Below are 26,130 nucleotides of genomic sequence, written 5' to 3'. Positions count from 1 at the left end.
TTGTTTGTTGTTAATCTTCGTTGGACGGTTTCCCGATGGTTGCCAGGATTCCCCCATCCACATATACAATTTGGCCATTGACAAAGTCACTAGCTCTAGACGCCAAGAACACAGCGGTTCCAGCTAAATCTTCTGGATTCCCCCAACGTGCAGAAGGGGTTCTGTTGATGATAAATTCATTGAAAGGGTGTCCATCCACACGGATAGGCGCCGTTTGCGAGGTCGCAAAATACCCAGGACCAATCCCATTCACTTGAATGTTGTATTTGGCCCATTCGGTAGCAAGGTTACGCGTCAGCATCTTCAAACCACCTTTGGCGGCAGCATAGGCACTTACGGTATTGCGTCCCAATTCACTCATCATGGAGCAGATATTAATGATCTTTCCTCCACCGTTCTTCACCATGCGGTTACCCACCAGTTGTGCCATGATAAAGGCACCAACCAAGTCTACATCAACCACACGTCTGAACTCGTCAATTTTCATAGTCAAGGCAGGTTCTCTTTTAATGATCCCGGCGTTGTTCACCAAGATGTCTATCTCGCCCTGTTCCTGTACCATTTGCTCCACCATTTGTGCCGCCAAGGTTTCATCGGTTACATCAAAGAGATAGCCCGATGCTTGATAGCCCTTGCCACGGTAGTGCTCAAGAGCCGCTTCCAATTTGGATGGTGTGGTACTAGTGATGATCAATTGCGCGCCTGCGTCTGCCAGTCCTTCAGCCATAGCCATTCCAAGACCATGGGTGCCTCCTGTGACCAAGGCAATTTTTCCCGTTAAATCAAATAGTGTCATAGGGCCTATCTTAATTCGTTAGGGGTACGGGTATCCATATCGCCATAGTCTAGGTTCTCCCCAGCCATTCCCCAAATAAAGGAGTAGTTGGACGTTCCCGATCCGGAGTGGATAGACCACTCTGGCGACAATACCGCCTGATTGCTTTCCATAAAAATATGGCGTGTATGTTCTGGCTCTCCCATAAAGTGACTAATAGTTTGCCCTTCTTCCAAATCGAAATAGAAATAGGCCTCCATACGTCTGGTGTGGGTATGGGCAGGCATCGTGTTCCATACATTCCCAGGCAACAACTCGGTCAATCCCATTTGTAACTGACAGGTTTTTACAATGCTGTTCACGATCAATTTGTTCAAGATGCGCTTGTTGGCATACTTCTCGTCTCCAAGTTCAATAACTTCGGCATTTTCCTTCCCAACTTTCATGGTTGGGTATTTTGTATGGGCCGGTGCAGAATTGATATAAAACAAGGCCTGTTCTCCTTCGGCACTGGCAAACACCACATCCTTGGTATCTTTTCCAATGTATAGCGCCTCCTTCTTAGCCAATTCAAACACTTCGCCATCTACGGTTACGGTTCCTCGACCGCCCACATTTACAATTCCCATTTCCCTACGGTCCAAAAAGTTTTCAGACTTCAAGTAAGGAATGGTTTCCAACTTCAATTCTTTACCAACAGGCATGGCCCCTCCAACCACATACCTATCGTACATGGAATACGTCAAATTAATCTGATCCTCAACGAATAAGTTAGGGATTAAAAAGTGTTGGCGTAATTCCTCTGTTCCGTAGGCTCTGGCATCTACTGGATGGGATGCATACCTAAATTCTGAATGTGTCATATCTCTGTTTTATGTAATCGATTACACAAATATAATATAAATTATGATATATCCTATCATTTTACCCCTGCCCCAACAAAAAAACCACGAATGCCCTCTGTTCGTGGTTATTGCGGCATTATGAATTTCACATAAAAAATACGGTTAATTTGCGATAAATTAAAACACATCCCCTTAAAAATTGTAATTTTATCCCTTTGTTACAAATCAAGCCCTTTTTATAGGTTAATTACAGTACCCATGAGCAAAACACGCAAGCGCGATATCAGCATACATAGCAACCCAGAATTCACAGGTCTAGAACTCACGTCTCCAGGCCAATATGCCGCCGGCACGCCCGCCATAAAGGTAGCCTTTGAGCATATTTATAAGGAAATGGGCATTGTACGCGGCTTGCGCACCCTGTCTCACATGAACCAAAAAGGAGGCTTTGATTGCCCTGGTTGCGCATGGCCCGATCCTGAAAAGCGTTCCAACCTTGGGGAATACTGCGAAAATGGCGCCAAAGCCCTTGCCGAAGAAGCCACCACCAAGAAGGTAGACCGTGACTTTTTCAGTAAATATTCAGTGGAGGAACTTTCGCGTTGGTCCGACTATGAAATAGGCCGCAGTGGGCGCTTGATGGAGCCTATGGTACTGCGCCCCAATAGCATTCATTACGAACCCATCTCTTGGGCCGAGGCCTTTAGCCTTATTGCAGAGCAGTTGCACAGCCTTCAACATCCAGACGAGGCCATCTTTTATACCTCGGGACGCTCCAGTAACGAGGCTGCCTTTTTGTACGGTCTGTTCGCCCGTGCTTTTGGTACCAACAACATGCCCGACTGTTCTAATATGTGCCACGAATCCAGTGGGGTTGGGCTTTCGGAAACCTTAGGGATAGGCAAAGGTTCGGTAACGCTGGAAGACTTTAACAAAGCCGAAGTGGTGATGGTTATTGGCCAGAATCCCGGTACCAACCACCCACGTATGCTGTCGGCACTTGAAAAATGCAAGAGCAATGGCGGCACAGTGATTAGTGTCAATCCACTGGAAGAAGCTGGTTTGATCCGATTTAAAAACCCACAGGAAGTGAATGGTCTTTTAGGTAGCGGCGTAGCCCTTACCGACATTCACCTACAGGTAAAAATCAACCAGGATATTGTCTTGTTGAAACTTATCCAAAAACGTTTGGCTGCTTTAGACCAACAAGGGCAACAGGTATTTGATCATGAATTCATCAAAACCTACACCCATGGTTATGATGCCTTTATCAAAAACCTTGGCAACGATTCGGAAGCGGCACTGCTGAACGCCTGTGGCGTGCCTTCGCACCTCATTGACGAGGTGGTCAACATCCTAGCCAAATCAAGCAAGATTATTATTTGTTGGGCCATGGGCCTTACACAACATAAAAACGGTGTCGATAACATTAAGGAATGCGTCAACCTGCTCTTGTTGAAAGGCAGTCTTGGCAAGACCGGTGCCGGTACCTGTCCTGTACGCGGGCACAGCAATGTACAAGGCGACCGTACAGTAGGAATCATGCATTATGTGTCCAAAAACTACAACCAAGCCGTAAAGGACACCTTCAATTTTGACCCGCCCACCAAGTCGGGTTATGATGTGGTACACGCCATTCAGGCCATGCACAATAAGGACGCCAAGGTATTTATAGGCTTGGGCGGCAACTTTGTCTCAGCAGCCTCTGATACCGAATTTACAGCAGAAGCCCTGCAACGCTGTGAACTCACCGTGCAGATTAGCACCAAGTTGAACCGCAGTCACCTTATCACAGGGCAAACCGCCTTGATATTGCCTACTTTGGGCCGTTCGGAAATTGACATGAAAGGCAACTCACGCCGTCATTTAACCGTAGAGAACAGTATGGGTGTGGTACACCAAACCAAGGGTATGTTGCCCCCTGCCTCCTCGCATTTAAAGAGCGAACCCGAAATAGTCTCAGGTATTGCCCATGCTTATTTCCAAGGGAACCATCCTGTAGATTGGCTCTCTTTGGGGTCTAACTATGATTTGGTACGTGAGAAATTAGGGCAAGTGGTCCAAGGCTTTAAGGATGTAAATACCAAATCTAAAGATGGAGGCTATTACTTACCCAACAATGTACGCTGTTTAGACTTTAGCCGACTGCCCAACCAACGGGCCCAGTTCAGCATTACCCAAGCGCCTAAACACAAACTGGACGAGGGAGAATACTTATTGATGACCATTCGCTCGCACGATCAATTCAACACCACCATCTATGGGCTGGACGACCGTTACCGTGGTATCCATAATGAGCGTCGTGTGATCTTGATGAACCCTAAGGATATGGACCAGGCAGGCTTTGCCCAACGCGATGTGGTGAATATTATGAGCCATTACAATGGTGTGGAGCGCAAGGTGTATGGGTTTATTGTAGTTGCCTATAATATTCCACAGGGGAACTTAGCGGCTTATTTCCCAGAAACCAATGCCTTGATTCCTATAGATCAGTTTGCGGATAAGAGTCATACACCAATTAGTAAGTCGATTAAGGTGAGTTTGGAGCTTCGTAGTTGATATTACATATTGTTGTTGTTGTGACTTGGTTTTGTTAGCTGTGTAAATATTCTGTTGCTTTCTTAGTATATGTTCATTTTGCTTTCACAGTCCATTCATTTTGGCTACGCCGAATCTTCGATTTCTTTGCTCGTCCAAAGAAAACGAACCAAAAGAAAAGACGCCCTGTAGATAGGCATTTTTGTGCTTCTTTTCAGAACCCCAAAACCGTTCACAAATTCCTAAACTTGGTCCAAGGCTTCCCAAGTTTTTAACGGAATTTGCTCTCTATGCTTACGACAGGTCCTTCCGCTTCCAGCGGAATATGATTTTGAATAATGTTGCGCATAACTTTTAAAACCCCATTCCGACAAGAGCGGAACACAACACCCCTGTAGCACTGTGTGCGGTACCTTCGAGTAAAGCAGCGCTTTCTTCTCGGTAACCTCAAGGGGACAATTACAGAGTGGATTCCCCCTTTGAAGGGGGATGTTCTTTTGACTAAGCAATAAGCCCTAACCGATGTGCCTCCCTATTACCCTTTTGCAACGTTATACATCATTTTAAAACCAACAAATAAACACCTCCCTTTCAAGACTTTTCGTATCTTAGAAAGCCTTTGCACAAACTATTCTACATAACACATAGTACCAAAGTCAAAGATTACGAACCTAAAATTCGCAGTTATGAAACCTATAAAAAAAGAAGACCTCAACCCCGAGGTATTTGAACTATACGATGCCTACGCCCATAACAAACTAGACCGCCGTCAGTTTATTGAAAAGCTTTCTTTATATGCTATTGGAGGGCTTACGGTTACCTCCCTGCTGAGTTTTATTTCGCCTAATTATGTGGATACCTTAGAGGTGCCTGTAGACGACCATCGACTGAATTCCTTTTACATCCAATACCCTTCCCCAAAAGGTGGAGGCGATATTAAGGGTCTGTTATCTGAACCCAAAGACAGCAAAGGGCCCTTGCCCGGTATTGTGGTAGTACACGAAAACCGTGGCCTGAACACCTATATTGAAGATGTTGGCAGACGTGCCGCTTTGGAAGGTTTTATTTCCTTGGCTCCCGATGCCCTCTCCCCTTTAGGTGGCTACCCCGGCAATGACGACGATGGGCGTGCGCTTCAGCAACAGCGCGACCGCAATGAGATGTTGGAAGACTTTATTGCCGCCTACGAATACTTAAAATCGCACCCTAATTGCAACGGCAAGGTAGGTGTGGTAGGCTTCTGCTTTGGAGGCTGGATATCGAACATGATGGCAGTAAAAGTACCCACCCTAGGTGCCGCCGTGCCCTTTTATGGAAGTCAGCCTAACGATGAGGAAACAGCCCAAATAAAAGCACCGTTATTGCTACACTATGCCGAATTGGACACCCGTGTTAATTCAGGATGGCCTGCCTATGAAACCTCTCTTAAAAACCACAACATTTCATATACGGCCTATATGTACCCAGGCGTACATCATGGGTTCCATAACAATACCACCCCTAGGTATGATGCGGCTGCTGCGGCTTTGGCATGGGAACGGACTATTGCGTTTTTTAAAGCAAAATTGGTGTAGGGTATTAATACTCTTTTATTCATCCATTTTATTTGTAGGTATTCGTGAATGCTTCGCATTTATCTTGATACAAAAGAGCCAAAAAATCAAGTCTGCATGTGATTAGATCCCACAGACTCTCATGAAGACAAAATCAGCCCCCTTTATTTAAAAACCCAATTCAGCAATGTATTGAATTAGGCTTTATATTTTACAACGTCTTTTCTTCCATATGTAAGATTTTAAATCTGAACACCCTCTTCCAATCTTGTTAAATTGCTCACTTTGAACGATTTAATATACTAAAAACAAGCAATTTAGATTAAATTCACGCCTCCTAAGGCTAATCTCATCCTTTACATAAGGATATCATTTTCATCAATTAACACAAAATCTTTCATCAATGAAATCACTCTTTACTCTAGCCTTGGCCCTATTTTTTACAACATTTCACCTTATTGGCCAAATTCAACCTGTGGTAACCAATTTAAACTACCCCTACAGATTAGCCATTAATGGCAATGATCTTTATTTTACCGAAATAGAAGGGAAGAAAATTTCCAAAATCAACCTCAACTACAGACTTCCCTTAAGCGAAGCCAAAGCGGTATTGAATAACCTAAACGGCCCACTAGACCTGTTGATCAATGGGAACGATCTATATTACAGTGAAAGCACAAAGATCTCCAAAATAGACTTAAATAACCCCGACGCAAACCCTATAGAAATTGTCATAGGCTTAACTGATCCTGATGGATTGGTCCTTGAGGGCAACGACTTATATTTCACCAACGGTACTAAAATTTCCAAAATAAGTCTCAACAATTCCCCTCCCAACGTTACCGATATTGTGACCGGATTAAATTCTCCTGTAGATTTAATAATTCAAGGAAACGACATGTACGTTGCCCAAAAATATACCGGTGAAATTTCTAAAATAGACTTAAGAGCAAAATCTCCAACAGCCGCAGCCGTTATGAGAAAACCAGGAAGCACCCCAACAGGTTTACTTCTTCATGCCAATTATTTATATGTAGCCGACCTTTTTGGATCTAAACTTCTTAAAATAGACCTTTCTGTAAATGCACCATACACATTGCCAGAAGACATACTACTTAATGTAGCAGGCCCTACAGATCTTCTCGTTCATGGCAATACGCTTTACTTTACAGAAGCTTTTGACAATAGAATTTCAAAACTATCCTTTAACACCCTATCAACCGAAGACAACAACCTTACCCCAATAACCGCTTATCCCAACCCTGCCCAAAACAGCATTCATATTACTGGTCTTACCTCAGCTAAACAATACAACATTTACAATTCAATTGGCAGCCATATGAACTCTGGAGAAATCTCCAACAACACAAGCATTGACATTAACCATTTAACCAACGGGGTTTATTTCTTGACATTTCAAAACGGCACAACAATTCCCTTTATTAAAGAATAGCTCCATTCTAACAATAATCTTTACTCTCTACATATCCAACCTGAACATGGGAACCTAGACTATATTGACAACATTGGTTCCTGTGTTCTTCTTCTTTTTATGTTCATTTTGCTTTCATAGTACATGCTCTTTTATTCATCCATTTTATTTGTAGGTATTCATGAATGCTTCGCATTTGCCTTGATGCAATCCTTCGTCACGCTCAGGATAAACCAAGCCAAAAAATCAAGCCTGCATGTGCTTATTCACCCAACAACACTTCACGCCCTAAATAAAAAGAACTCAGTTTTACTCTCGTAAAACCTCAAACAGCTTTTTATTTTACGGCAATTACAGTAGTTTGGTCCCGAAGTCTCACATGAGGACAAAAAAACTTGTAAAATTTAACCCTAATCCCCCGACAGGCGGAACACCCTGTCGTTAATTATTAAAATGAACAACACCCTAATAGCACTACGTTAGGTACCTTCTAGCAATGCGGTGCTTTCCTCTCGGTAACCTCAAGTGGATAGAACACCCCCTGTTGCGTGATGAACACCCCTGTAGTCCCCTCAAGGGGACAATTTATATTCCCCCTTTGAAGGGGGATTAAGGGGGATGTAAAAAAGCAATTACTAAACAACTTTTTAGCTTTAAAACGAATACCCAGCTACATGATGGACACCCCTGTTCTGAAATGAACACCCCTATAGTCCCCTCAAGGGGACAATTACAGAGTGGATTCCCCCTTTGAAGGGGGATTAAGGGGGATGTAAAAAGAGCATGGCAATAGCGTCCCATAGTTGCCCAATATCTTAAAAAGGATACCTTTGAAGGATTAATCAACCAATGGGTTTATTCCCTTAGTAACCCCAACTAAAAAACTTAACCTTAAATGAAACGCAAAACATTATTTTTAAGTGGCATTTTATTGTCATTCTCTTTAATTTTTAGCTGTAACGGCAACAGTGATTCCGAACCAGAACAAGTAACCTTTCTCTGTTGTGGAGACAACCCCTTCGCAAACATAAACGTTGACAACCTGGACCAATCTATGGGAGAGATTAAGGCTATTGAAGTTTTTTCAGCAAATGGAGATGGCGTAAATGACGAGTTCTTTATTGAAAATATTGACCTTTACCCGAATAATACCGTAACTATCTTTGATTTAAATGACAATATCGTTTTCAACAGAAACGGTTATGCAAACAACATTCCTTTTAATGGCCTAGACCAATCTAATACTGAGGAATTACCCTTCGGAAGCTACAAATACAAAATTGTGGTTGAAAATGAAGAAACCTTTGTAGAATATGGATATATATGTATCGTTAGAAATTACTCGGAGTTTAACGATTCTAGTTTTTCAAATTGCGATATTGAAATCATATGGAACGACCCTTATTTGGGACACTGAGACCTATCCGAATAAGGCAGCGAACAGAACACTCTTGATAGCTGTGTTGGTTAGCTTCAAACATTAGGAAGCAGACTATGGTTGGTTTTCTTTTGTTTTCAGATTACATACCCTTTTATTCATCCATTTTTATTTAAAGGTTTTCATATACACTCTTTTGTCTTGATACAAAAGAGCCAAAAAATCAAGTCTGCATGTGCTTGTTCACCCAACAGCACTTCACGACCTAAATAAAAAGAACTCGGTTTTACTCTCGCAAAACCTCAAACAGCTTTTTATTTTACGGCCGTTTCAGTGGTTGGGTCCCGAAGTCTCAAATGAGGACGAATAAACACCTCTCAACATTTAAACCTCATTCCACCACGGGCGGAACACCCTGTCGTAAGCATAGAGAACAAATTCCGTTAAAAACTTGGGAAGCCTTGGACCAAGTTTAGGAATTTGTAAACGGTTTTGGGCTTCTGAAAGAAGCACAAAAATGCCTATCGACAGGGCGTCTTTTCTTTTGGTAAGTTTCTTTATTCACACATAAATTATTACATAATAAAAAAATGTGTTCATGAATGCTTAGAATTTGAATGAGCAAAGAAATCGAAGATTCGGCGCAGCCAAAATGAACAGACTAAGGACGCCAATAAACAGCCTATCATCGTCATTAGAAGGAGATGTAAAAAGAGGCTATGCCATTAGGAAAAAAAGGATATATTTGTAGGAATAGTCAACAATAAAAACTTACAAAACCCTATGCTTAAATTAAAACCAACCCTCATTTTAGCACTCTTAATATCCCTAGAATGTTTTAGCCAACAAACAGGAAGCAACAATATACCAGGTATTGCAATAAGAACTGGCGTGGGCATATTGGGAACCATTTTAGCCATAGTAGTGTCGTGGGAACGCAACAAATCTATTCTATGGGCGATATTCCATGGTATCTTTGGTTGGTTCTACGTCATCTATTTTGCCATAACCAGAAAACTACAACAGTCCTCGCAGAAAATGGTATAAAATAAATTTGCCGTGTATTATGGCTATCTTTAGCTAAAAGTATGGAAGGCAAAATTACATATCAATTCACCAGCCGCATTTGGAAACATGACGCTCCTGGAGGCTGGTATTTTGCTTCATTGCCTAAGGACATCTCCAAAGAAATCAGGGCACAGCTGAAATGGCAAGAACAGGGTTGGGGAAGAATGACTGCCGTTGCTATTATAGACACCTATGAGTGGCAAACAGCCATTTGGTTTGACACCAAACTGGACACTTATCTCCTTCCTATAAAAGCTGAAGCAAGAAAGAATGCTCATATAGCCCTTGATGAGGAGATTGTTATTTCGATTAGGGTTTAAAAGGAAGAAATCATCTTCATTTTGGTTGATGCTTAAATCATACTTCATCGATACCCTCCAAAGAGGATGCAAAGATGATGTATAGAATTAACTAAAAAAAGATATATTTGTAAGAATAATCCACAATAAAACCAACCAACCATGTTCTACAAACACACCCTAGTTATCCTTTTCAGCCTTTTTATGACCAATGTTTACAGTCAGCAAAACGCCCCAGACAACTGTGTTGAAATAACACGGGAGACCTTTACCCAATTAAGAACAAACAACCCCGATATAGCCATACGCACCATATTGGAAAACGGACAGCCGTGTAACAAGAAGGAATACGACTCTATAAGGGCATTGTCCAAACGCTACAACCTTAAGCAAGTCATTTACCACGATACCTTAGCCAACAGTATCGTCTTAGTGAACAAAGTGCTTTCAGAAGCCGAAATGAATGAACGCGACAAGCTTCGAGACACCCAAATGAAAGAAGAGGAACAAGAACGCAAGCAATTGGACGGCACCGTACTGAAAGAGCTGACCCTTGTAGATATGGACAACAATACCCACACCCTTGAAAGCCTTAAGGGCAAGGTAGTGGTATTGGACTTCTGGTTTATGCATTGCAAATCCTGTATTGAGGGATTCCCAGATTTAAATGCTTTGAAAAAGAAGTTTAAAGGCGAACCTGTGGAATTTTTTGCGATAACTTTTGATGACAAGGCTGCCGTAGAGACCTTCTTAAAAACCCACGAGCTTGATTTCACCATTATTCCAAATGCCAGACCTGTTATAGACCAATTCAAGGTATCCTACTACCCTTATAATGTCATCATAGATCAAAATGGTAACATGGAATTCATTGAAAACATTATGTTATTGGATGTATACAACAATTTGAAACGCAAAATTAAAAAGCTGTTGTAACATCTGAAAAGGGCACCTGTGAAAAGGCGAATCAACTTACAGCAAAAAAAAGTATCTTTATTCCCAACACAGATTCTTGACATCCAGCCTAAAGCATGATTCTATTCTTTAAAAAACTCAGGCAACAACTGCTCAACAAGAATAAATTCGGTAGATACCTCCTCTATGCCATTGGGGAAATTGTTCTGGTGGTCATTGGTATTTTAATTGCCTTGGCGGTGAACAACAGTAATGAGAAGCGCATCCTCAAGAACAAGGAACAGACCTATTTCCAGGGCCTACACGATGAGTTTACTACCAGCCAGTTGAAACTTAATGAACTGATTGCGGTAAATAAACGCAATTTTGAAGGCGCCAAAACACTGTTGCAATATACAAGCCATCAAGAGACACCGCCTACCGAAAGATTATTTTCAGAATTGCTGTTCAACACCTTAGCATCGGATATTTCCTTTAACCCCAACAATTCCCTGTTGAATGAAATTATCAACTCCGGAAGCCTAAAAGATCTCTCCAATGCCCAATTACGGATTTTATTGACCAATTGGATTGCCACTATTGAAGACATTGGCAAACAGGAAACCGACTTAGGGATTCAAAGAGAAAAGGTACTGGATCTTTTTAGAAGCGACGCCTACAGTTTAAAAACCATATTCGACCTAACAGGCGCCAGCCAAGAGATAGGTCTGCAGCCTACAGCACAACCTATAAGCAATCTGGAATTGTTGCAGTCGCAGGAATTTGAAAACAACCTTTTAATGTTCGCTCTATCCAGTAGTGCTATGGAAGCCACACATTACAGCCCCCTTATGAACGATTTAAATGCCATTTTGGAGTTGATTGATGCCGAACTGGAATAAAACAGCCTTAACTTGTGATAAAAAAAATAACGAGACATATTTTCTGCGTTGTAGCATCTGTAACTGTTATTTTAATTGCCATTGCATCTCTTCTGTTTTGCTTAACACCAAAGGAAGAGATTGGGAAAACGGCTGCTTCTGATATTGCCTCCCCACAATTGGAAGACTACTGTTTAGGGCGCGATGTTTTCAAAAGACATTGCATTACTTGCCATGGGATAAGCAGCATTAGCGACCCTGATTTATTGCAGAACTTAGATAAAAAAATGGAACAGGATTATTTCTTTAAGTTCATCACCAAACAAGATTCCTTAATTGCATATAAAGACAGGTATGCCACAGAAATGGGCTCCTATACGGAGTTCCAAAATATCGCCATTAGCCACACCTTCGATACAATTACCAAGTACAGTACAAATAAACTTTACGAATATATTGTTGCAGCTAAAAGCGGAAAGCTTGGCTTATAATTCTAGTAAAACAGAGCTTTCCTCTCGGTAACCTCAAGAGGAGAACACCCCTATAGTCCCCTCAAGGGGACAATTACAGAGTGAATTCCCCCTTTGAAGGGGGATTAAGGGGGATGTAAAAAGGGCATATTATCCTAAAGCAAAAAAGGGTATATTTATACAAACCAACCCTTTGGATATGATTACATTCTTTAGGAACATTCGCCAGAACTTACTCTCGGAAGGACGTACTGCAAAATACCTCAAATATGCCATTGGTGAAATCATCTTGGTAGTAATTGGTATTTTAATAGCCCTTCAAATCAATACTTGGCAGCAACATCACAAGGACAGGCTTACAGAACGAGACCTCCTGAACAGGATAAAAGTAGACCTTGAAAATGACATTAAAGGCTTTGAGGACATCAAAGCGTTTAAACAAACCCAAAACATTACCTGCCTAAGGCTGCTTGACTTTTATATTCATCCTACAGAACAAGCCTATGACACCATTCAATTTTTAAACGACATCCATTTTGCGCAATACTTTACACTGCCCAACTACCACAGAACCTCCTACGAAACTTCTGTGAGCACGGGGAACATCCTCAAAATTGCCAATCAAAAATTGGCTACGGATATTTCCAATTATTACAACGATATTGAATTGGAACAGCACGTTTCGGACACGAAACGGTTTATCAATGCCTTTGTAGAGCAGAACCTAATCACAAAGTACCGCTTATCTTCAAAATACATCAATGCACTAGATGGTCTAGGAGGAAAATACATGATGGAACGCTACCAAAATGACCAAAGACCAGTGTTACAGGTTAAGGACATTACAAACGATGTTAGCCTAGAGAACTATTTAAATGACCTCTCAATTAGATTAATTATTGGTATCAAATATTTGGAAGCCGAACAGCAATGGGGGCAGCAACTTATAGACACCATTAATAACTACCTTAACGAACAATAGGATCTCGACACCATGATAACACTATTTAAACGATTAAGACAAGACCTAATGGCAAGCAACAAACTGAGTAAATATCTTATGTATGCCATTGGTGAAATTGTCTTGGTGGTAATAGGGATTTTGATAGCGCTACAAGTAAACAATGTCAATGAACGTCATAAAGAGCGCCAAACAGAGCGCTTGATACTGCAAGAAATACGCGATAACCTCAACTACGACCTTGAAGACATGGAAAGCAATATTGGACATTTGGAAAACAAGATTACCTCCTGCCGGCTACTGCTAAAAGCACTACAACATAAAACTCCCTATCAAGACTCCCTTGGCTATTTTTTCTATTACCTGAAAGTCAATCCACATGTAAGCCATAAAACCAGCGGCTATAATCTGCTGACCTCTAAAGGCGTGGATATCATCCAAAATGATGCCCTTAGAAAGGGCATCACCAACCTCTACGAAGAGGGCTACGAATACCTAACCAGCTTCGAACGTGAACGCGTTGGCTACAATGCCTTTTTAGAACCAAGGATTGTGCCCTATTACAGTGCTTCGGCATTACAGTCTACAAAAGTTCCAAAGGCATTTAAGGGACAAGCTACCGTAGAGCGAATGGCCAACATCGGATTCTTTAAAACCATTAGGAATTATGAAGCTATGCAGGAGGATATGGAATTGCAAGGCATCTTAAAAGATATAGAGACTTGGGAAGTCTTTGGTATCCTAAAACATAAAAAACTAAAAGAAGACACTCAAGAACTGATTGCCCAAATAGACGACTATTTACAGAAGCATTAAACAACATACCATGGATATAGAAGCATTAAAATACCCCATTGGACCCTACACTCCCATCAAACATCCGGATACTGCGATATTGGAATCATGGATCAAGAACATTGAAAACTTCCCCTCCCAATTGGAAGACTTAACAAAGGATGTATCTGTAGCACAACTCAATTGGAAATACAGACCCAATGGATGGACCGTAAAGCAAGTAATCCACCATTGCACAGACAGTCATATGAACAGCATCATGCGCTTTAAGCTGGCCTTAACAGAAGACTTGCCAACCATTAAACCCTATTTTGAGGACCGTTGGGCCGAATTGCCCGACGACCTTGATGATGACATCTCGGGATCGATGGCACTGTTGAAAGGGCTGCACCAAAAATGGACAACACTTTTAAAAAGTTTAACCCCTGAACAATTGGCGCGTGAGTTTATTCACCCCGAACACGAAAAACCATTAAGTCTTTTACAGACCATAGGCATCTATTCGTGGCACTGCCAACACCATTTGGCACATGTAAAAAATGGGCTGGCATCTAACGGCATTTATCAATAAATAAACACAACATGAACACAAAATTCGTTAAACTATTCCTACGCCTTTCCATTGCCACTGCTTTTTTATCGGCAGTAGCAGATCGCTTTGGTCTGTGGCCAGAAAACATATCGGTTTGGGGCAATTGGTCCAATTTTCTGGACTATACACAAGCCATAAATCCTTGGTTGCCTAAGGGCACAATTTCTATAGCAGGAATAATAGCCACCGTATTGGAAATCCTATTTGCACTTTGCCTGATTATTGGCTTTAAAACAGAACTGTTTGCCAAACTAAGTGGTCTATTGTTACTCTTGTTTGGCATTGCAATGACCTTTTCAACAGGTATTAAGGGCGCTTTTGATTATTCGATATTTACAGCCGCTGCAGCAGCCTTTGCCTTAAGTGCTTTACAGGAAAAATATTGGGAATTGGACAGTTTGATATTTAAGGATACGAAGAAATAAAGCAGCGTATGATAGCATAGTGAAAGGAACTAATTTCATTTCACACTTAGTTCATTATGTAAGAAAAACATTCTTAAATGTAAGGCTAAGAAGTCCAAAGTAGGGATAACATCCGTATTTATAATTAGATACCCTAAACCTACCTACTATGAAACCGCTTCTCACCCTATGTTTCCTATTCGTTTGCTTATTATCCCATGCCGAATATAACAGGGGCACCGTTTTTTTTAAAGACGGCTCCCTCTCAAAAGGCCTCATTAAGATAAAAACAGAAGGCGGTATTAAATTCAAAGTGAATGAAGATGCCGAGGTTGTGGAATACGATTATCACAGCATTGACGGCTTCGACACTGAAGGAAAACACTACAAATACATTTTGGTTCAAGATAAGGAAGCGCCAAAACTATTACATGAAACACTAAAAGGGTCCATCACCTTATATTGCGATGAGACGTACAATCAAAACTTTAACTTTCCCAATGCAGCCACGGTTATGGCAAGCATGTCCACTAAAGGAAACAACGACGCTTCCTATTATTACATAAAGGTCAACGACGACATTATTCGCATTGGTATGAGAATCAAAAAGAAGCATTTGAAAATCTTCAGTTCTTGCACTTCACTTATGGATAAAATTGAATCCAAAGAATTAAAAAGAAGAAATGTAGAGGGCATTATCGCCTACTATAATGAGCATTGTTGGTAAAACCGAGCCTCTTCTATAACCCCTTCCAAACCACATTCCACTTTATATCAATATAATGCGCCATAAAATTGTTGTACTTGCTTAGAAATAATTTATATTTAGGCAACGCAACCTAACCGCCTATTGAAAAGATATGCTGGCTTAGATTGTCAATCAACCACACTAAAAAACTAATCAACTATGGCAGAGCTTAACGACTGGACTCGGGAACATTTCAGCAAGCCGCTGGACAGCCCTTATATGTTTTATGTAGTGTATGGCGATTTTGATGTGGACTTTAAATTATCGGGAGCAGAATACCACACCAAAGGTCTCCCACAAGGTATCGACTTGATGCAGTACGGTCCCAATGCCCACCCCGAAGTCCCTAAAAGCTATTTGGAAGGCTACTTTTGGGAAACACTAAAAGAGGACAACCCTAACCTAGCCCAGCAAATTGAAGCAGCAGAGCAATGCTATATTTTTGTAGGCAATGTCCCCGACACCAATACTTTGAACTATTACAGAGACGTGATTGGATTGGTCACCTATTTGTTGGATCACGGCGGCGTGGCAGTATACGATTTACAAACGGTGACCTTTTGGGATAAAAAGGACTGGAAAGACAACATCTTTACTCCCAACACGCCGCAACCCAAAGAACATGTCATGATTCTTTGTTATGACGAAGATGACGACAATACCAAGTGGTTCCACACACGAGGGATGCGAAAATACGGCAGACCTGACATCAGCATTCAAGAAGTTCCAGAAGATAAGGAAGAAGCCATTATAGATTTATTAGGCAAACTAATAGAGTTTCAGGCGCAAGGAGGCATTGTTGATGAAGACTATAAAATAGACATGGAGACCTTACCCAAAACCATGTGGTGTGAACCCCAAGGCGATTTTGAAGACCCTATGTTTAACAATACCCATGTAGAGATTTATTGGGAATAGCATTACATAACAAAAAAATAACGAACATTCAGTTGATTACAAGAAAGTTAAGGTGTAAAATTTCGTAAATTAGTCATTGAAAAGTTTATCATTCGACAACTCTTCTTTTACAATGACTTTTATTAAACACCCACCAACTGTGTCATCATGAAAATCAACAAATCAACAACCCTAGTATTGCTTGCCCTTATTGTTTTTATGAGCTGCAAAAAAAAGGAAAACAAAACCACCGAAATACCTGTACAAACCAACAGCGAACAGACCCTTTATTTTGGTGGAGACATCATTACCATGGAAGGGGAGCAGGCCCAATATGTCGAAGCTGTGGTGAGGGAAAACAGCAACATAGCTTATGTTGGCACAAAGGAGGAAGCCCTTAGTAAATACCCCCAGGCTTCCCAATACAATTTAGAAGGGAATACCCTCATGCCTGGTTTTATAGAACCCCATCTACACCCTTCTATCGCCGCCATCATGCTTCCCAACGAAACCATTGCACCTCATGGCTGGGACAAACCTATAGGAGCTACGGAAGCAGCCAAAACCCCCGAAGAATACAAAATCCGTCTCAAAAAAGTAATAAAAACCAAAGCACAAGCAGACAAAATGCTCTTTGTTTGGGGTTACCATCAATTATGGCACGGCCCCATGTCCAGGGATACCTTAAACCTATTGTGCCCCGATGCGCCCATTGGCATCATCCACAGATCTTTTCACGAAATCTATTTGAATGACAAAGCGGTAGAGCTCTTCAACATCAAAGAAGCCGATTTTGAAGGCAATCCGCAGGTAGATTGGAAAAACGGCCATTTCTTTGAAGGCGGCTGGTTAGCCCTTGTACCAGCTATTGCTCCCTACCTCATCAACCCAGATTCCTATAAAAAAGGATTGGCCATGATGAGCCAACTCATGCTTAAAAACGGCATCACTACTATAGCAGAACCTGGGTTTCCCAGTTCCGATTTTGATATGGAATACAACCTATTAAAAGGTGAAATGGACAAAAACCCACCCTATGATGTGTTTTTAATTCCCAATGGTACACAGCTCTATAGTATGAACGGAAACGACAATGCCAAGGCTATGGAAGCTATGGAGGCCATGCCCACCAAATACAATACAGACAATATCACCTTCTTGCCAAAGCAGGTAAAACTGTTTTCCGATGGCGCTATTTATTCCTTGGCCATGCAAATGAAAGAACCCTATTTAAGTGAAGAATTTAAAGGAGAATGGATGACCCCCCTGCCGTTATTTAAGGAACAATTGAGTTTTTATTGGAACAACGATTACAAAATCCATGTACACTCCAATGGCGATTTGGGCATACAGCAAGTATTGGACTATAACAAAAAGGATCAAAAAAAACACCCCAGAAAAGACCATCGCTTTACCCTTCATCACATGGGCTATTTTGATGACAACATTGCCCAACAAGTTCAAGCCCTAAATATGGAAGCCTCTGTAAACCCCTACTACTTATGGGCCCTAGCAGACAAATATTCTGAATTTGGACTTGGTCCAGACCGGGCAGAAAACCTAGTAAGAATCAAAGAACTCAGCCAACGAGGCGTTCCTGTATCCTACCATTCCGATTTTGCCATGGCACCCGCAAACCCATTGCTATTGGCTTGGACTGCCATTAATAGAGAAACCGCCGAAGAAAGCCACTTTTCACAAGATCAAAAAGTGGATGTCTTTACCGCTATGCAGGGCATTACTATAAACGCCGCACGAACTTTGAACCAAGAAAACAGCATTGGTTCTATTAAAGAAGGAAAAACGGCAAATTTCACTATTCTAAAAAAGAACCCTTTTAAAGTGGCTCCAGAAACCATTAAGGACATTCCCATTCTTGGTGTAGTTCACAAAGGAAGACTCGTTTCAACAGTCGCGATTAAATCATAAGAAAACAGACAGTCCGCAAAACAGGCAAAAACACCTTAAATTGCTTTATTGCTGATTTTTAACTAACTTTAAAAAGAAAGAAACGAAGACCATGCCAACCACAGTAGTTTCAAATCAGGACCACCACAAGAGATTCGAGCATTATTATTTTGCTGCTACCGCCATTTTATTTTTGATATGTTGCATTGTTGGATTCAGTGCCGGTATTCGGAATAAAGCTTCACAAGGCATCAATATGGCAGCCTCCCGCTATATATTACATGGCATTTTTGGATTCCTTTGGATACTACTTTATGTAATTCAAACCCAATTGGTATTTCGCAAAAAAATACAGTGGCATACCAAAGCAGGAAAGGCAGCCTTTGCAATTCTAATTTTATTGACATTAAGTACGCTGTACCTTATCATTTCAGCTAGGACCAGCCACCCTGAAATCCCAATTGAAGGACTTAGTTTTTTAGTGGGCATATTTGGGTTTAGCCTGCTCACAGTGATTCCCCTACTTTTTATTGGTATTGCCATGAGAAAATCGCCATTCCACCACAAACGACTGATGTTTTATGGCACCTTACTACTCGCCAATACAGGGATAGATCGCATTCCATTAGCCTTTGGAATTCCAGATAACCCCATCTTCACAATAATTGTTGACCTAATAATTGCACTGCCATTGTTGATTTATGATTTACGAACGGCCTTAAAAAAAGATAAACGCTTTAGTACCTTATTTTACTTTTACCCGCTTTCCATGTTCATTGTAAATGTATTTGTTTTTGCACCGCAAATATATGCTTCCAAAACCTGGATGAAGTTTGTCGATTGGATCTCCTTTTCAGCATAAATATCAGTCTCTTAAATCACTAATACACAACATTTAGAAATTCCAGTCGCTTTTACTATCTTAGAGGCATTAACCAACAGCAGACTAGCAAATTTAGGTCTGTTTCAACAACAATCTTATGACATTCAAACACCAATCAGCACTTATGGCAATTGCCTTAACAGCCTCATTAAGCCTTGTATCCTGCAAAGAAGAAACCTATCAAACTGCCAGTGCCACCCCGGAAGTCGTTACACCTTCACCCGAAAGCGTTATTGAAAAAGGAAAATATCTTGTTGGGGTTATGGGCTGCAACGACTGCCATTCACCCAAAAAAGTAGGCCCAAACGGCCCCGAACTTATTCCTGAACTATTGTTATCGGGCTACCCATCGGATAAACCTGTAGTTACATTTGACAGCCCAATGATCAAGGAAGGTTTTGGCATGTTTTATCCAGACCTTACCGCTGCGGCAGGCCCTTGGGGGATCTCCTTTGCCGCCAACCTAACGCCAGACGATACCGGTATTGGCAGCTGGACCGAAGCGCAATTTAAAAAAGCGTTGACCGAAGGCAAATTTAAAGGAATGGACAACGGTCGCATGCTTCTTCCTCCTATGCCTTGGACCAACTTTATCAATATCAAGGATGAAGACCTTCATGCCATGTTCATGTATCTAAAAAGTATCAATCCTGTGGAAAATGTGGTACCGGCACCGGTAGCCCCAGACCAAATGTAAGTCCATGTAAAAAACATGTATGCATTACAACATATAAAATCCTATTGGGTGTTGGCCATTGCGCTTTTGAGTTATTCAAGCATTTGGGGCCACCCAACGGGGAATATGATTGTAGTGGACAACCAAGTATTTTGGTCCTATATCCATCCTATTGATGATGCGCTGCACCACGCCTGTATCATGGTGTGGGAAAATGGCAGTACTCCTCAAGTATTCCTAAAATCTGAATATCCGGCGAGTGATTTTATGCTATATGCCAAAGGACAGGACATTTACATCTTGGAACGCCGATACCTACAAGCTTCCGACACCTTTGAAATTCGTCTTTTAAAAACAACTAAAAACCAAAAGCCAACAGTTCTCTGGGAGTGGTTTGAGGACCAATGGCATATTGGAGAAGCTGGGTTCTTTATGCTTTCGGACACCCAAATGGTCTTCGGTAAGTACCCCAGTGTTTACAAATTACAAAAAGGCAAACAACCTTCTGTATATTTTGAATTTGAAACCCCAATCAATCGCATTAGGGCTTTACCTGACGACACCATTCTTTTGTTAGGAGACACTTCCTGTTTCTTGGCAACCCAAACAGGAAGCATACTTCAAGAGTGGAATAATATCATTGAACCTAAAATTACCAATGCCCCCTTGGACCGCAACAAAGTGTTTGATGTTGATTTTCAAGAAGGACAATTGCTCATGGCCTATTGGGGAAGGCGAAGTTTTGAGATGATCGATGCCCAAGGCAATAAACATACATTATATCAACACATCCCTCCTTTCACCCCACATTGGGTAGCCTTTATGGGTAAGGACCAACTATTGTTTGCTTCAGAACTCACCTTCAACGGTAGCACCCCCAAACCAAACCTTATCAAACTAAGCTCCACCGGCAGATCCACCAAAATTTGGTAGGATATAAACTTAATATGTCCAAATTACCTGTTTTCAAAACAATAAAAATATAATTCACTGCAATTCAATGTTTTGAAAGAAATATTTTATTAAATTAGATACCCCCTACAACTAAACTATCTCAAGCCCTAATCCTAACGGTCGTAAAATCTCTTATTAATAACCAATAGATACTATTATGAAACATGTTGTTACTTCATTACTCTTGAGTTTAAGTTTACTGGGATTCTCCCAGGAAAAGCCTAATATTTTAGTCATCATGGTAGATGACGTAGCTCCCAATTCGCTTAGCTGCTACTCCTTGGGCATGCAATATCCCACACCAAATATCGACAGGATTGCTAAGGAAGGAGCCATATTTACAGATCACTACTCCCAACCAAGTTGTACTGCTGGTCGAGCCGCCTTTATTACCGGGCAAAAACCGGTAAGAACTGGTCTTACCACCGTAGGGCAACCAGGGAATCCACTCGGAATCAAACCCGAAGACCCTACCATTGCCGAACTTTTAAAACCACTTGGCTATATGACAGGACAATTTGGTAAAAACCATTTAGGCGACCGTAACGAACACCTGCCTACCGTCCACGGTTTCGACGAGTTTTATGGCAATTTGTACCACCTCAACGTATCGGAAGAACCTGAACAGGGCGATTATCCAAAAACCGAAGAATTCGCCAACAAATATGGCCCTAGAGGCGTAATAGAATCCTATGCCAGCGACAAATTCGACAAAACCGAAGACCCTCGCTTTGGAGTCATCGGTAAACAAACGGTTAAGGATGTAGGCCAGTTGACTTCAGAAAAAATGAAAACCTTTGACGATGTATTGGTGAGCAAAAGCAAAGATTTTATGCGCCGTGCCAAAGATGCTGGCAAACCCTTCTTCATTTGGCATGCCACCAGTAGAATGCACGTGTACACCCACCTTAAAGAGGAATCCAAAAATTTGGCAACAGGCATCAGTACAGACATGGACCTTTTTGGTCACGGACTTATTGAACATGACGGCCATGTTGGGCAGTTGTTGGATTACTTAAAAGAATTAGGCGTAGACAACAACACCATCGTCATCTATACTACCGACAATGGCCCTGAACAAAGTACTTTTCCGGACGCTGGAGTTACCATGTTTAGAGGTGAAAAAATGACCACATGGGAAGGCGGGTTAAGAGCGCCATTTATGGTACGCTGGCCAAACCATATTCCTGCAGGCTTGGTCCGCAATGGTATTTCTGCCCATGAAGATGTATTGCCAACCTTAATGGCAGCTGTAGGATCTCCGGATATCAGTACCAAACTAAGAAGTGGCTATAAGGTCGGCGACATGAACTATAAAGTTTATATCGACGGTTTTAACAATTGGGATTATTGGGCAGGAAGAACAGATACCTCAGCCCGAAATTACTTTTTCTACTATTACGAAAGCAGCCTTACCGCCATGCGTGTGGGCCCTTGGAAAATGCACTTTGCTACCAAGGCGCGCTATTTTGACGACATGATTACCCACACCATGCCGCGATTGTTCAACTTACGGAAAGATCCTTATGAGAAATACGATGACCTTACGGCCTTTCATCTCATTATGCATAAGTCTTGGGTGTTCCAGCCAGCTATTGGTTACTTAAATGCCCACCTTATGACCTTTAAGGATTATCCTCCCAGACAAGCAGCAGCTTCATTAGACATTAACAAAGCCATCGATAAAATATTAAAAGCTGATTCTAGGCAATAAACATATTATGTATCTACCATGATGCAAGCGTTATGTAGCACAGTCCCTAACCTGTTTCTGCATAACGCTTTTGTGTTTTAAGCCATTCATTACAATCAGAATCAAAAAGTACTATCTTTAATCTCATGTAAAATCAGTAAAAAACCCCAGTTCGAGTGAATTTCTACAGAAATTTGTATCGAGAACTGCATGTTTCAATATAAAAAGTTTTACCCCAGGCAACACCAAAGTATGGCGACAGCAAGCTTCCCAACATCCTCCAAAAAACGTTCCAATTACTACAGCTTGTTTTTAGTCATCTTCTTGTTTTGTTCCTGCAAACAAAGGCAACAAACCGAAACCTCTGAAGCTACAAAAGTTGAAACGGACACGACAGTGTTTTCCATTTTTAATACAGTGAAAGGTCCTAAATCCCAATATAAGGGCAGACCGCTTCCGGACGATTTCCATGTGGATTTGTTTTATAAAGACCAACTCTGCCATTGGGTACGGGATTTGTTCGAGGATTCCAAAGGCAATCTTTGGATGGCCACCAACCACTATGGCGTCATCCAATTGCAAAACAACCAAGTGGAATATTTCACTACCGAAGAGGGCTTTCAAGCCAATAGAGTCAACCAAATTACCGAAGACGCACAAGGCAACCTCTGGTTTGCCACAAGCAATGGCATTATCAGTTACAACGGCAACAGATTTACCAGCTACACCGAAGAGGATGGATTGCCAAGTAGAGAAGTTTGGAGCATGATTATAGATCGCAACGGACTATTTTGGCTAGGAACCTCCAAAGGCGTATGCCAATTCAATGGAGCAACTTTTAAAGCCTTCCCGATTCCTAAAGCTACGGTAAGGGATACCACATCTATCATTTCGTATGATAGGGTAAGTACCATTTTGGAAGACAAAAATGGTAATTTATGGTACGGTACCGATGGTTTTGGTCTCTGCAAATACACACCAAATGCCGCCCAAACTTCAACAGAAAATGCTTTCACCATCTATTCCAAAAGCAATGGTCTTCAGGACAACAATATCAATGGTCTTTTGGAAGACCGCAACGGCAACCTTTGGATAGGCAGTATGTTTGGCGGACTCAGCCGATTTAATGGCCAAAGCTTTGAACATGTCACCCAAAATGGAACCATTCAAGGGGAAGAAATTGGCGCACTTTATGAAGATCCTCAAGGAAACATTTGGATTGCCCCTGAGCACCACGGCATCTATCGTTACGATGGAAAGGACTTCTCCCACTACACCGAAAAGGATGGCTTGGAATCCCAAGGTATCATCAGTATGCTTCAGGACAGCCAAGGCAGATTTTGGCTGGGAGGTTGGAAAGGTCTCTTCCGTTTTAGCGAGGACCAAGCCAAAGAAAACAACACTTCCTTTTACCATGTGGGCAAATACGGCCCATGGAACTAACAAAAAGGTAAGATTCTATTTTTTAAATAGTTACCTTATTCATTTCCAAAGAAAAACACTACCTTAGTAGTTCCCTCTGTAAATCTTAGACTACCTACGTTTCATCTTTAAATAATGTAAATACACAGGTATTATGAGACTACTGCTATTACCGTTTCTTAGTCTTCTCCTAATGATGGGCTGCAAAGACACTCCAAAAGAAGACACCACAACCGACAACACCCCTGCCGAAAAAGAAGTAATGACACCAAGTATACCAACCAATCCTTTAAAAAATGTTTACTGGGGAGACCAGCACTTGCACACCGCTTGGTCTGCCGATGCTGGTGCAGCAGGAACCCGCCTAGGTCCTGAGGAAGCGTTGCGCTTTGCCCGTGGCGAAGAAGTGATTAGTGCTACCAAACAAAAAGCCAAGTTAAAACGCCCATTAGACTGGTTGGCCGTTACAGACCACTCTGACGGCGCTGGAGTAATCATGTCTGTTATCAATGGTGATGCCGAAGTCATGGACGACCCAATTGTGGCCCAATACCATGAAGATATGGAAGCTGGCGGCGAAAAGGCCGCTGCCGTAATGATGGACCTTATCAACCGCCAATCCAACAACAATCTACCGCCGGTATTTACAGATCCGGAATTTGCCAAATCCATATGGTTAAAAAATATCGACATTGTTGAGAAGTTTAATGACCCTGGAAAATTCACCGCATTTATTGCCTATGAATGGACTTCCAACTTTGGGGGCGGCAACAACCTGCACCGTAACGTGATTTACCGCGACGGTGGAGACATTGCCAGGCAAATGAGCCCAATGACCACCTTCGATTCGGAAAACCCAGAAGACCTGTGGAAATGGATGGCTAATTTTGAAGCCAAAACTGGCGGCTCCCTATTGGCCATTCCTCACAACGGGAACCTCTCCAATGGACTCATGTTTAAAAACACGGCTTTCGACGGCTCTCCATTGACCAAGGAATTGGCCACGCTTCGAAACAAATATGAAGTCCTCTACGAAATCACCCAAGGAAAAGGCACCAGTGAAACCCACCCCATTTTATCGCCAAACGACGAGTTTGCCAATTTTGAACTTTGGGACAAAGGGAATCTTGTGATGGTGCCTAAAACCAAGGACATGCTACAAACCGAATACGCTAGAAAGGCCTTAAAAGATGGTTTAAAACTGGAAAGTGAACTTGGGGTGAACCCTTTTAAATATGGTTTTGTAAGTGGTACCGACTCCCATACGGCGCTTACCACTGCCGAAGAAAACAATTATTGGGGAAAATATGCTTCCTCTGAACCTAGTGCCGAACGTTGGTCTGAAAAAGCTTTGGATTTCCCTTCCGGATTTGTTCGTGGGTGGCAGTTGGGCGCTTCGGGATATACCGGTGTTTGGGCTACATCCAACACAAGAGAAGCCCTATGGGATGCCATGAAACGCAAGGAGACTTATGCCTCTACCGGCCCTAGAATGACCGTTCGCTTTTTTGGAGGCTTCAACTATACCGATGCCGATATTGCCGATGCCAACAGCGTACAAATTGGTTATGACAAAGGCGTGCCTATGGGTGGCGACCTAAAAACCGCCCCAGAAGGCAAGGCACCTACCTTCCTAATCCACGCTGTTAAAGACCCAACCAGCGGAAATCTAGACCGCATTCAAGTAGTGAAAGGCTGGCTGGATGCCAGTGGAAACACTCACGAAAAAGTCTATAATGTTGTTTGGGGCGATGCCGATAAGCGCAGCTTGGATGCCAAAGGCAACTTACCTCCTGTAGGCAATACCGTAGACGTGAAAAATGCGTCTTGGGAAAATACTATTGGCGCCACCGAATTGAAGACCTTTTGGCAAGATCCCGATTTCGACCCAACCTTAAAGGCCTTCTATTATGTTAGGGTTATTGAAATTCCAACCCCTCGTTGGACCACCTTCGACATGAAGAACTACAACCTTACCATGACAGATGATGTTCCAAGAACCATACAGGAACGGGCCTATACCTCGCCTATTTGGTATAACCCCTAATCTATTGAGACACCTGC

At 41.9% G+C, this 26,130-nt stretch carries 24 protein-coding genes; 22 read left to right on the top strand and 2 right to left on the bottom strand.

What is annotated here, in order from left to right:
• Positions 1-10: 10 nt before the first annotated feature.
• Complete coding sequence (locus BKM32_RS04710; protein WP_076662752.1) at positions 11-796, bottom strand: gluconate 5-dehydrogenase; 786 nt, start codon at positions 794-796, stop codon at positions 11-13.
• Between the two features lie 5 nt (positions 797-801).
• Complete coding sequence (gene kduI, locus BKM32_RS04705) at positions 802-1,638, bottom strand: 5-dehydro-4-deoxy-D-glucuronate isomerase (RefSeq protein WP_053976678.1); 837 nt, start codon at positions 1,636-1,638, stop codon at positions 802-804.
• 240 nt (positions 1,639-1,878) lie between these two features.
• On the opposite strand from kduI, the gene BKM32_RS04700 reads away from it, so the two are divergent.
• The 22 genes from BKM32_RS04700 to BKM32_RS04595 all read left to right on the top strand — a co-directional run bounded on the left by BKM32_RS04700 (position 1,879) and on the right by BKM32_RS04595 (position 26,113).
• Positions 1,879-4,179: an FdhF/YdeP family oxidoreductase gene (locus tag BKM32_RS04700; protein WP_076662751.1), complete on the top strand. Its 2,301-nt coding sequence runs from the start codon at positions 1,879-1,881 to the stop codon at positions 4,177-4,179.
• A 665-nt stretch (positions 4,180-4,844) separates the two neighbouring features.
• Complete coding sequence (locus BKM32_RS04695) at positions 4,845-5,732, top strand: dienelactone hydrolase family protein (protein ID WP_076662750.1); 888 nt, start codon at positions 4,845-4,847, stop codon at positions 5,730-5,732.
• Between the two features lie 382 nt (positions 5,733-6,114).
• On the top strand, positions 6,115-7,164 hold the full coding sequence (locus BKM32_RS04690; RefSeq protein ID WP_076662749.1) for a T9SS type A sorting domain-containing protein: 1,050 nt from the start codon (positions 6,115-6,117) through the stop codon (positions 7,162-7,164).
• An 874-nt stretch (positions 7,165-8,038) separates the two neighbouring features.
• Positions 8,039-8,560 (top strand): gliding motility-associated C-terminal domain-containing protein, encoded by a 522-nt coding sequence (locus tag BKM32_RS04685; RefSeq protein WP_076662748.1) that lies wholly within the window; start codon positions 8,039-8,041, stop codon positions 8,558-8,560.
• Between the two features lie 744 nt (positions 8,561-9,304).
• Entirely contained in the window at positions 9,305-9,568 is a 264-nt protein-coding gene (locus BKM32_RS04680) for a hypothetical protein (protein ID WP_076662747.1), read from the top strand.
• A 41-nt stretch (positions 9,569-9,609) separates the two neighbouring features.
• Complete coding sequence (locus tag BKM32_RS04675; RefSeq protein ID WP_076662746.1) at positions 9,610-9,909, top strand: DUF1905 domain-containing protein; 300 nt, start codon at positions 9,610-9,612, stop codon at positions 9,907-9,909.
• Between the two features lie 141 nt (positions 9,910-10,050).
• On the top strand, positions 10,051-10,824 hold the full coding sequence (locus BKM32_RS04670) for a peroxiredoxin (RefSeq protein WP_076662745.1): 774 nt from the start codon (positions 10,051-10,053) through the stop codon (positions 10,822-10,824).
• 95 nt (positions 10,825-10,919) lie between these two features.
• A complete protein-coding gene (locus BKM32_RS04665) occupies positions 10,920-11,684 on the top strand; it encodes a DUF6090 family protein (protein WP_076662744.1) in 765 nt (254 codons plus the stop codon).
• A 14-nt stretch (positions 11,685-11,698) separates the two neighbouring features.
• Positions 11,699-12,154 (top strand): cytochrome c, encoded by a 456-nt coding sequence (locus BKM32_RS04660; RefSeq protein WP_076662743.1) that lies wholly within the window; start codon positions 11,699-11,701, stop codon positions 12,152-12,154.
• Positions 12,155-12,332: 178 nt separating this feature from the next.
• On the top strand, positions 12,333-13,115 hold the full coding sequence (locus BKM32_RS04655) for a DUF6090 family protein (protein WP_076662742.1): 783 nt from the start codon (positions 12,333-12,335) through the stop codon (positions 13,113-13,115).
• 48 nt (positions 13,116-13,163) lie between these two features.
• Complete coding sequence (locus BKM32_RS04650; protein ID WP_076662741.1) at positions 13,164-13,910, top strand: DUF6090 family protein; 747 nt, start codon at positions 13,164-13,166, stop codon at positions 13,908-13,910.
• Between the two features lie 10 nt (positions 13,911-13,920).
• Entirely contained in the window at positions 13,921-14,460 is a 540-nt protein-coding gene (locus BKM32_RS04645) for a YfiT family bacillithiol transferase (protein ID WP_076662740.1), read from the top strand.
• An 11-nt stretch (positions 14,461-14,471) separates the two neighbouring features.
• Positions 14,472-14,906, top strand: coding sequence for a DoxX family protein (locus BKM32_RS04640; protein ID WP_076662739.1), 435 nt, complete (start codon positions 14,472-14,474; stop codon positions 14,904-14,906).
• A gap of 148 nt (positions 14,907-15,054) precedes the next feature.
• Positions 15,055-15,612, top strand: a complete 558-nt coding sequence (locus BKM32_RS04635) for a hypothetical protein (RefSeq protein ID WP_076662738.1) — start codon at positions 15,055-15,057, stop codon at positions 15,610-15,612.
• A gap of 180 nt (positions 15,613-15,792) precedes the next feature.
• A complete protein-coding gene (locus BKM32_RS04630; RefSeq protein WP_076662737.1) occupies positions 15,793-16,551 on the top strand; it encodes a hypothetical protein in 759 nt (252 codons plus the stop codon).
• Positions 16,552-16,698: 147 nt separating this feature from the next.
• Positions 16,699-18,459, top strand: coding sequence for an amidohydrolase (locus BKM32_RS04625; protein ID WP_076662736.1), 1,761 nt, complete (start codon positions 16,699-16,701; stop codon positions 18,457-18,459).
• Positions 18,460-18,550: 91 nt separating this feature from the next.
• A complete protein-coding gene (locus BKM32_RS04620) occupies positions 18,551-19,300 on the top strand; it encodes a hypothetical protein (protein ID WP_076662735.1) in 750 nt (249 codons plus the stop codon).
• A gap of 118 nt (positions 19,301-19,418) precedes the next feature.
• Positions 19,419-20,018: a hypothetical protein gene (locus tag BKM32_RS04615; protein ID WP_076662734.1), complete on the top strand. Its 600-nt coding sequence runs from the start codon at positions 19,419-19,421 to the stop codon at positions 20,016-20,018.
• 15 nt (positions 20,019-20,033) lie between these two features.
• A complete protein-coding gene (locus BKM32_RS04610; RefSeq protein ID WP_076662733.1) occupies positions 20,034-20,930 on the top strand; it encodes a hypothetical protein in 897 nt (298 codons plus the stop codon).
• A 178-nt stretch (positions 20,931-21,108) separates the two neighbouring features.
• Complete coding sequence (locus BKM32_RS04605) at positions 21,109-22,665, top strand: arylsulfatase (protein WP_076662732.1); 1,557 nt, start codon at positions 21,109-21,111, stop codon at positions 22,663-22,665.
• Positions 22,666-22,896: 231 nt separating this feature from the next.
• Entirely contained in the window at positions 22,897-24,087 is a 1,191-nt protein-coding gene (locus BKM32_RS04600; protein WP_171971846.1) for a two-component regulator propeller domain-containing protein, read from the top strand.
• Positions 24,088-24,220: 133 nt separating this feature from the next.
• Positions 24,221-26,113, top strand: a complete 1,893-nt coding sequence (locus BKM32_RS04595) for a DUF3604 domain-containing protein (protein ID WP_076662730.1) — start codon at positions 24,221-24,223, stop codon at positions 26,111-26,113.
• Positions 26,114-26,130: the final 17 nt, after the last annotated feature.

This window comes from Mangrovimonas sp. DI 80 (assembly GCF_001975575.1).
Classification (GTDB): Bacteria; Bacteroidota; Bacteroidia; order Flavobacteriales; family Flavobacteriaceae; genus Mangrovimonas_A; species Mangrovimonas_A xylaniphaga.
Note: the sequence above shows the minus strand (reverse complement) of the source record. Positions and strands in the feature narration are given on the sequence as shown.

Bases quoted from the DNA above. Each gene is read 5' to 3' on its own strand.
- BKM32_RS04615 (WP_076662734.1), top strand. From the start codon at position 19,419: ATGACATTCAAACACCAATCAGCACTTATGGCAATTGCCTTAACAGCC.
- BKM32_RS04655 (WP_076662742.1), top strand. From the start codon at position 12,333: ATGATTACATTCTTTAGGAACATTCGCCAGAACTTACTCTCGGAAGGA.
- BKM32_RS04710 (WP_076662752.1), bottom strand. From the start codon at position 796: ATGACACTATTTGATTTAACGGGAAAAATTGCCTTGGTCACAGGAGGC.
- BKM32_RS04625 (WP_076662736.1), top strand. From the start codon at position 16,699: ATGAAAATCAACAAATCAACAACCCTAGTATTGCTTGCCCTTATTGTT.
- BKM32_RS04665 (WP_076662744.1), top strand. From the start codon at position 10,920: ATGATTCTATTCTTTAAAAAACTCAGGCAACAACTGCTCAACAAGAAT.
- BKM32_RS04645 (WP_076662740.1), top strand. From the start codon at position 13,921: ATGGATATAGAAGCATTAAAATACCCCATTGGACCCTACACTCCCATC.
- BKM32_RS04700 (WP_076662751.1), top strand. From the start codon at position 1,879: ATGAGCAAAACACGCAAGCGCGATATCAGCATACATAGCAACCCAGAA.
- BKM32_RS04635 (WP_076662738.1), top strand. From the start codon at position 15,055: ATGAAACCGCTTCTCACCCTATGTTTCCTATTCGTTTGCTTATTATCC.
- BKM32_RS04600 (WP_171971846.1), top strand. From the start codon at position 22,897: ATGGCGACAGCAAGCTTCCCAACATCCTCCAAAAAACGTTCCAATTAC.
- BKM32_RS04650 (WP_076662741.1), top strand. From the start codon at position 13,164: ATGGCAAGCAACAAACTGAGTAAATATCTTATGTATGCCATTGGTGAA.
- BKM32_RS04670 (WP_076662745.1), top strand. From the start codon at position 10,051: ATGTTCTACAAACACACCCTAGTTATCCTTTTCAGCCTTTTTATGACC.
- BKM32_RS04680 (WP_076662747.1), top strand. From the start codon at position 9,305: ATGCTTAAATTAAAACCAACCCTCATTTTAGCACTCTTAATATCCCTA.
- BKM32_RS04620 (WP_076662735.1), top strand. From the start codon at position 18,551: ATGCCAACCACAGTAGTTTCAAATCAGGACCACCACAAGAGATTCGAG.
- BKM32_RS04695 (WP_076662750.1), top strand. From the start codon at position 4,845: ATGAAACCTATAAAAAAAGAAGACCTCAACCCCGAGGTATTTGAACTA.
- BKM32_RS04605 (WP_076662732.1), top strand. From the start codon at position 21,109: ATGAAACATGTTGTTACTTCATTACTCTTGAGTTTAAGTTTACTGGGA.
- BKM32_RS04640 (WP_076662739.1), top strand. From the start codon at position 14,472: ATGAACACAAAATTCGTTAAACTATTCCTACGCCTTTCCATTGCCACT.
- BKM32_RS04675 (WP_076662746.1), top strand. From the start codon at position 9,610: ATGGAAGGCAAAATTACATATCAATTCACCAGCCGCATTTGGAAACAT.
- BKM32_RS04595 (WP_076662730.1), top strand. From the start codon at position 24,221: ATGAGACTACTGCTATTACCGTTTCTTAGTCTTCTCCTAATGATGGGC.
- BKM32_RS04610 (WP_076662733.1), top strand. From the start codon at position 20,034: ATGTATGCATTACAACATATAAAATCCTATTGGGTGTTGGCCATTGCG.
- BKM32_RS04690 (WP_076662749.1), top strand. From the start codon at position 6,115: ATGAAATCACTCTTTACTCTAGCCTTGGCCCTATTTTTTACAACATTT.
- kduI (WP_053976678.1), bottom strand. From the start codon at position 1,638: ATGACACATTCAGAATTTAGGTATGCATCCCATCCAGTAGATGCCAGA.
- BKM32_RS04630 (WP_076662737.1), top strand. From the start codon at position 15,793: ATGGCAGAGCTTAACGACTGGACTCGGGAACATTTCAGCAAGCCGCTG.
- BKM32_RS04685 (WP_076662748.1), top strand. From the start codon at position 8,039: ATGAAACGCAAAACATTATTTTTAAGTGGCATTTTATTGTCATTCTCT.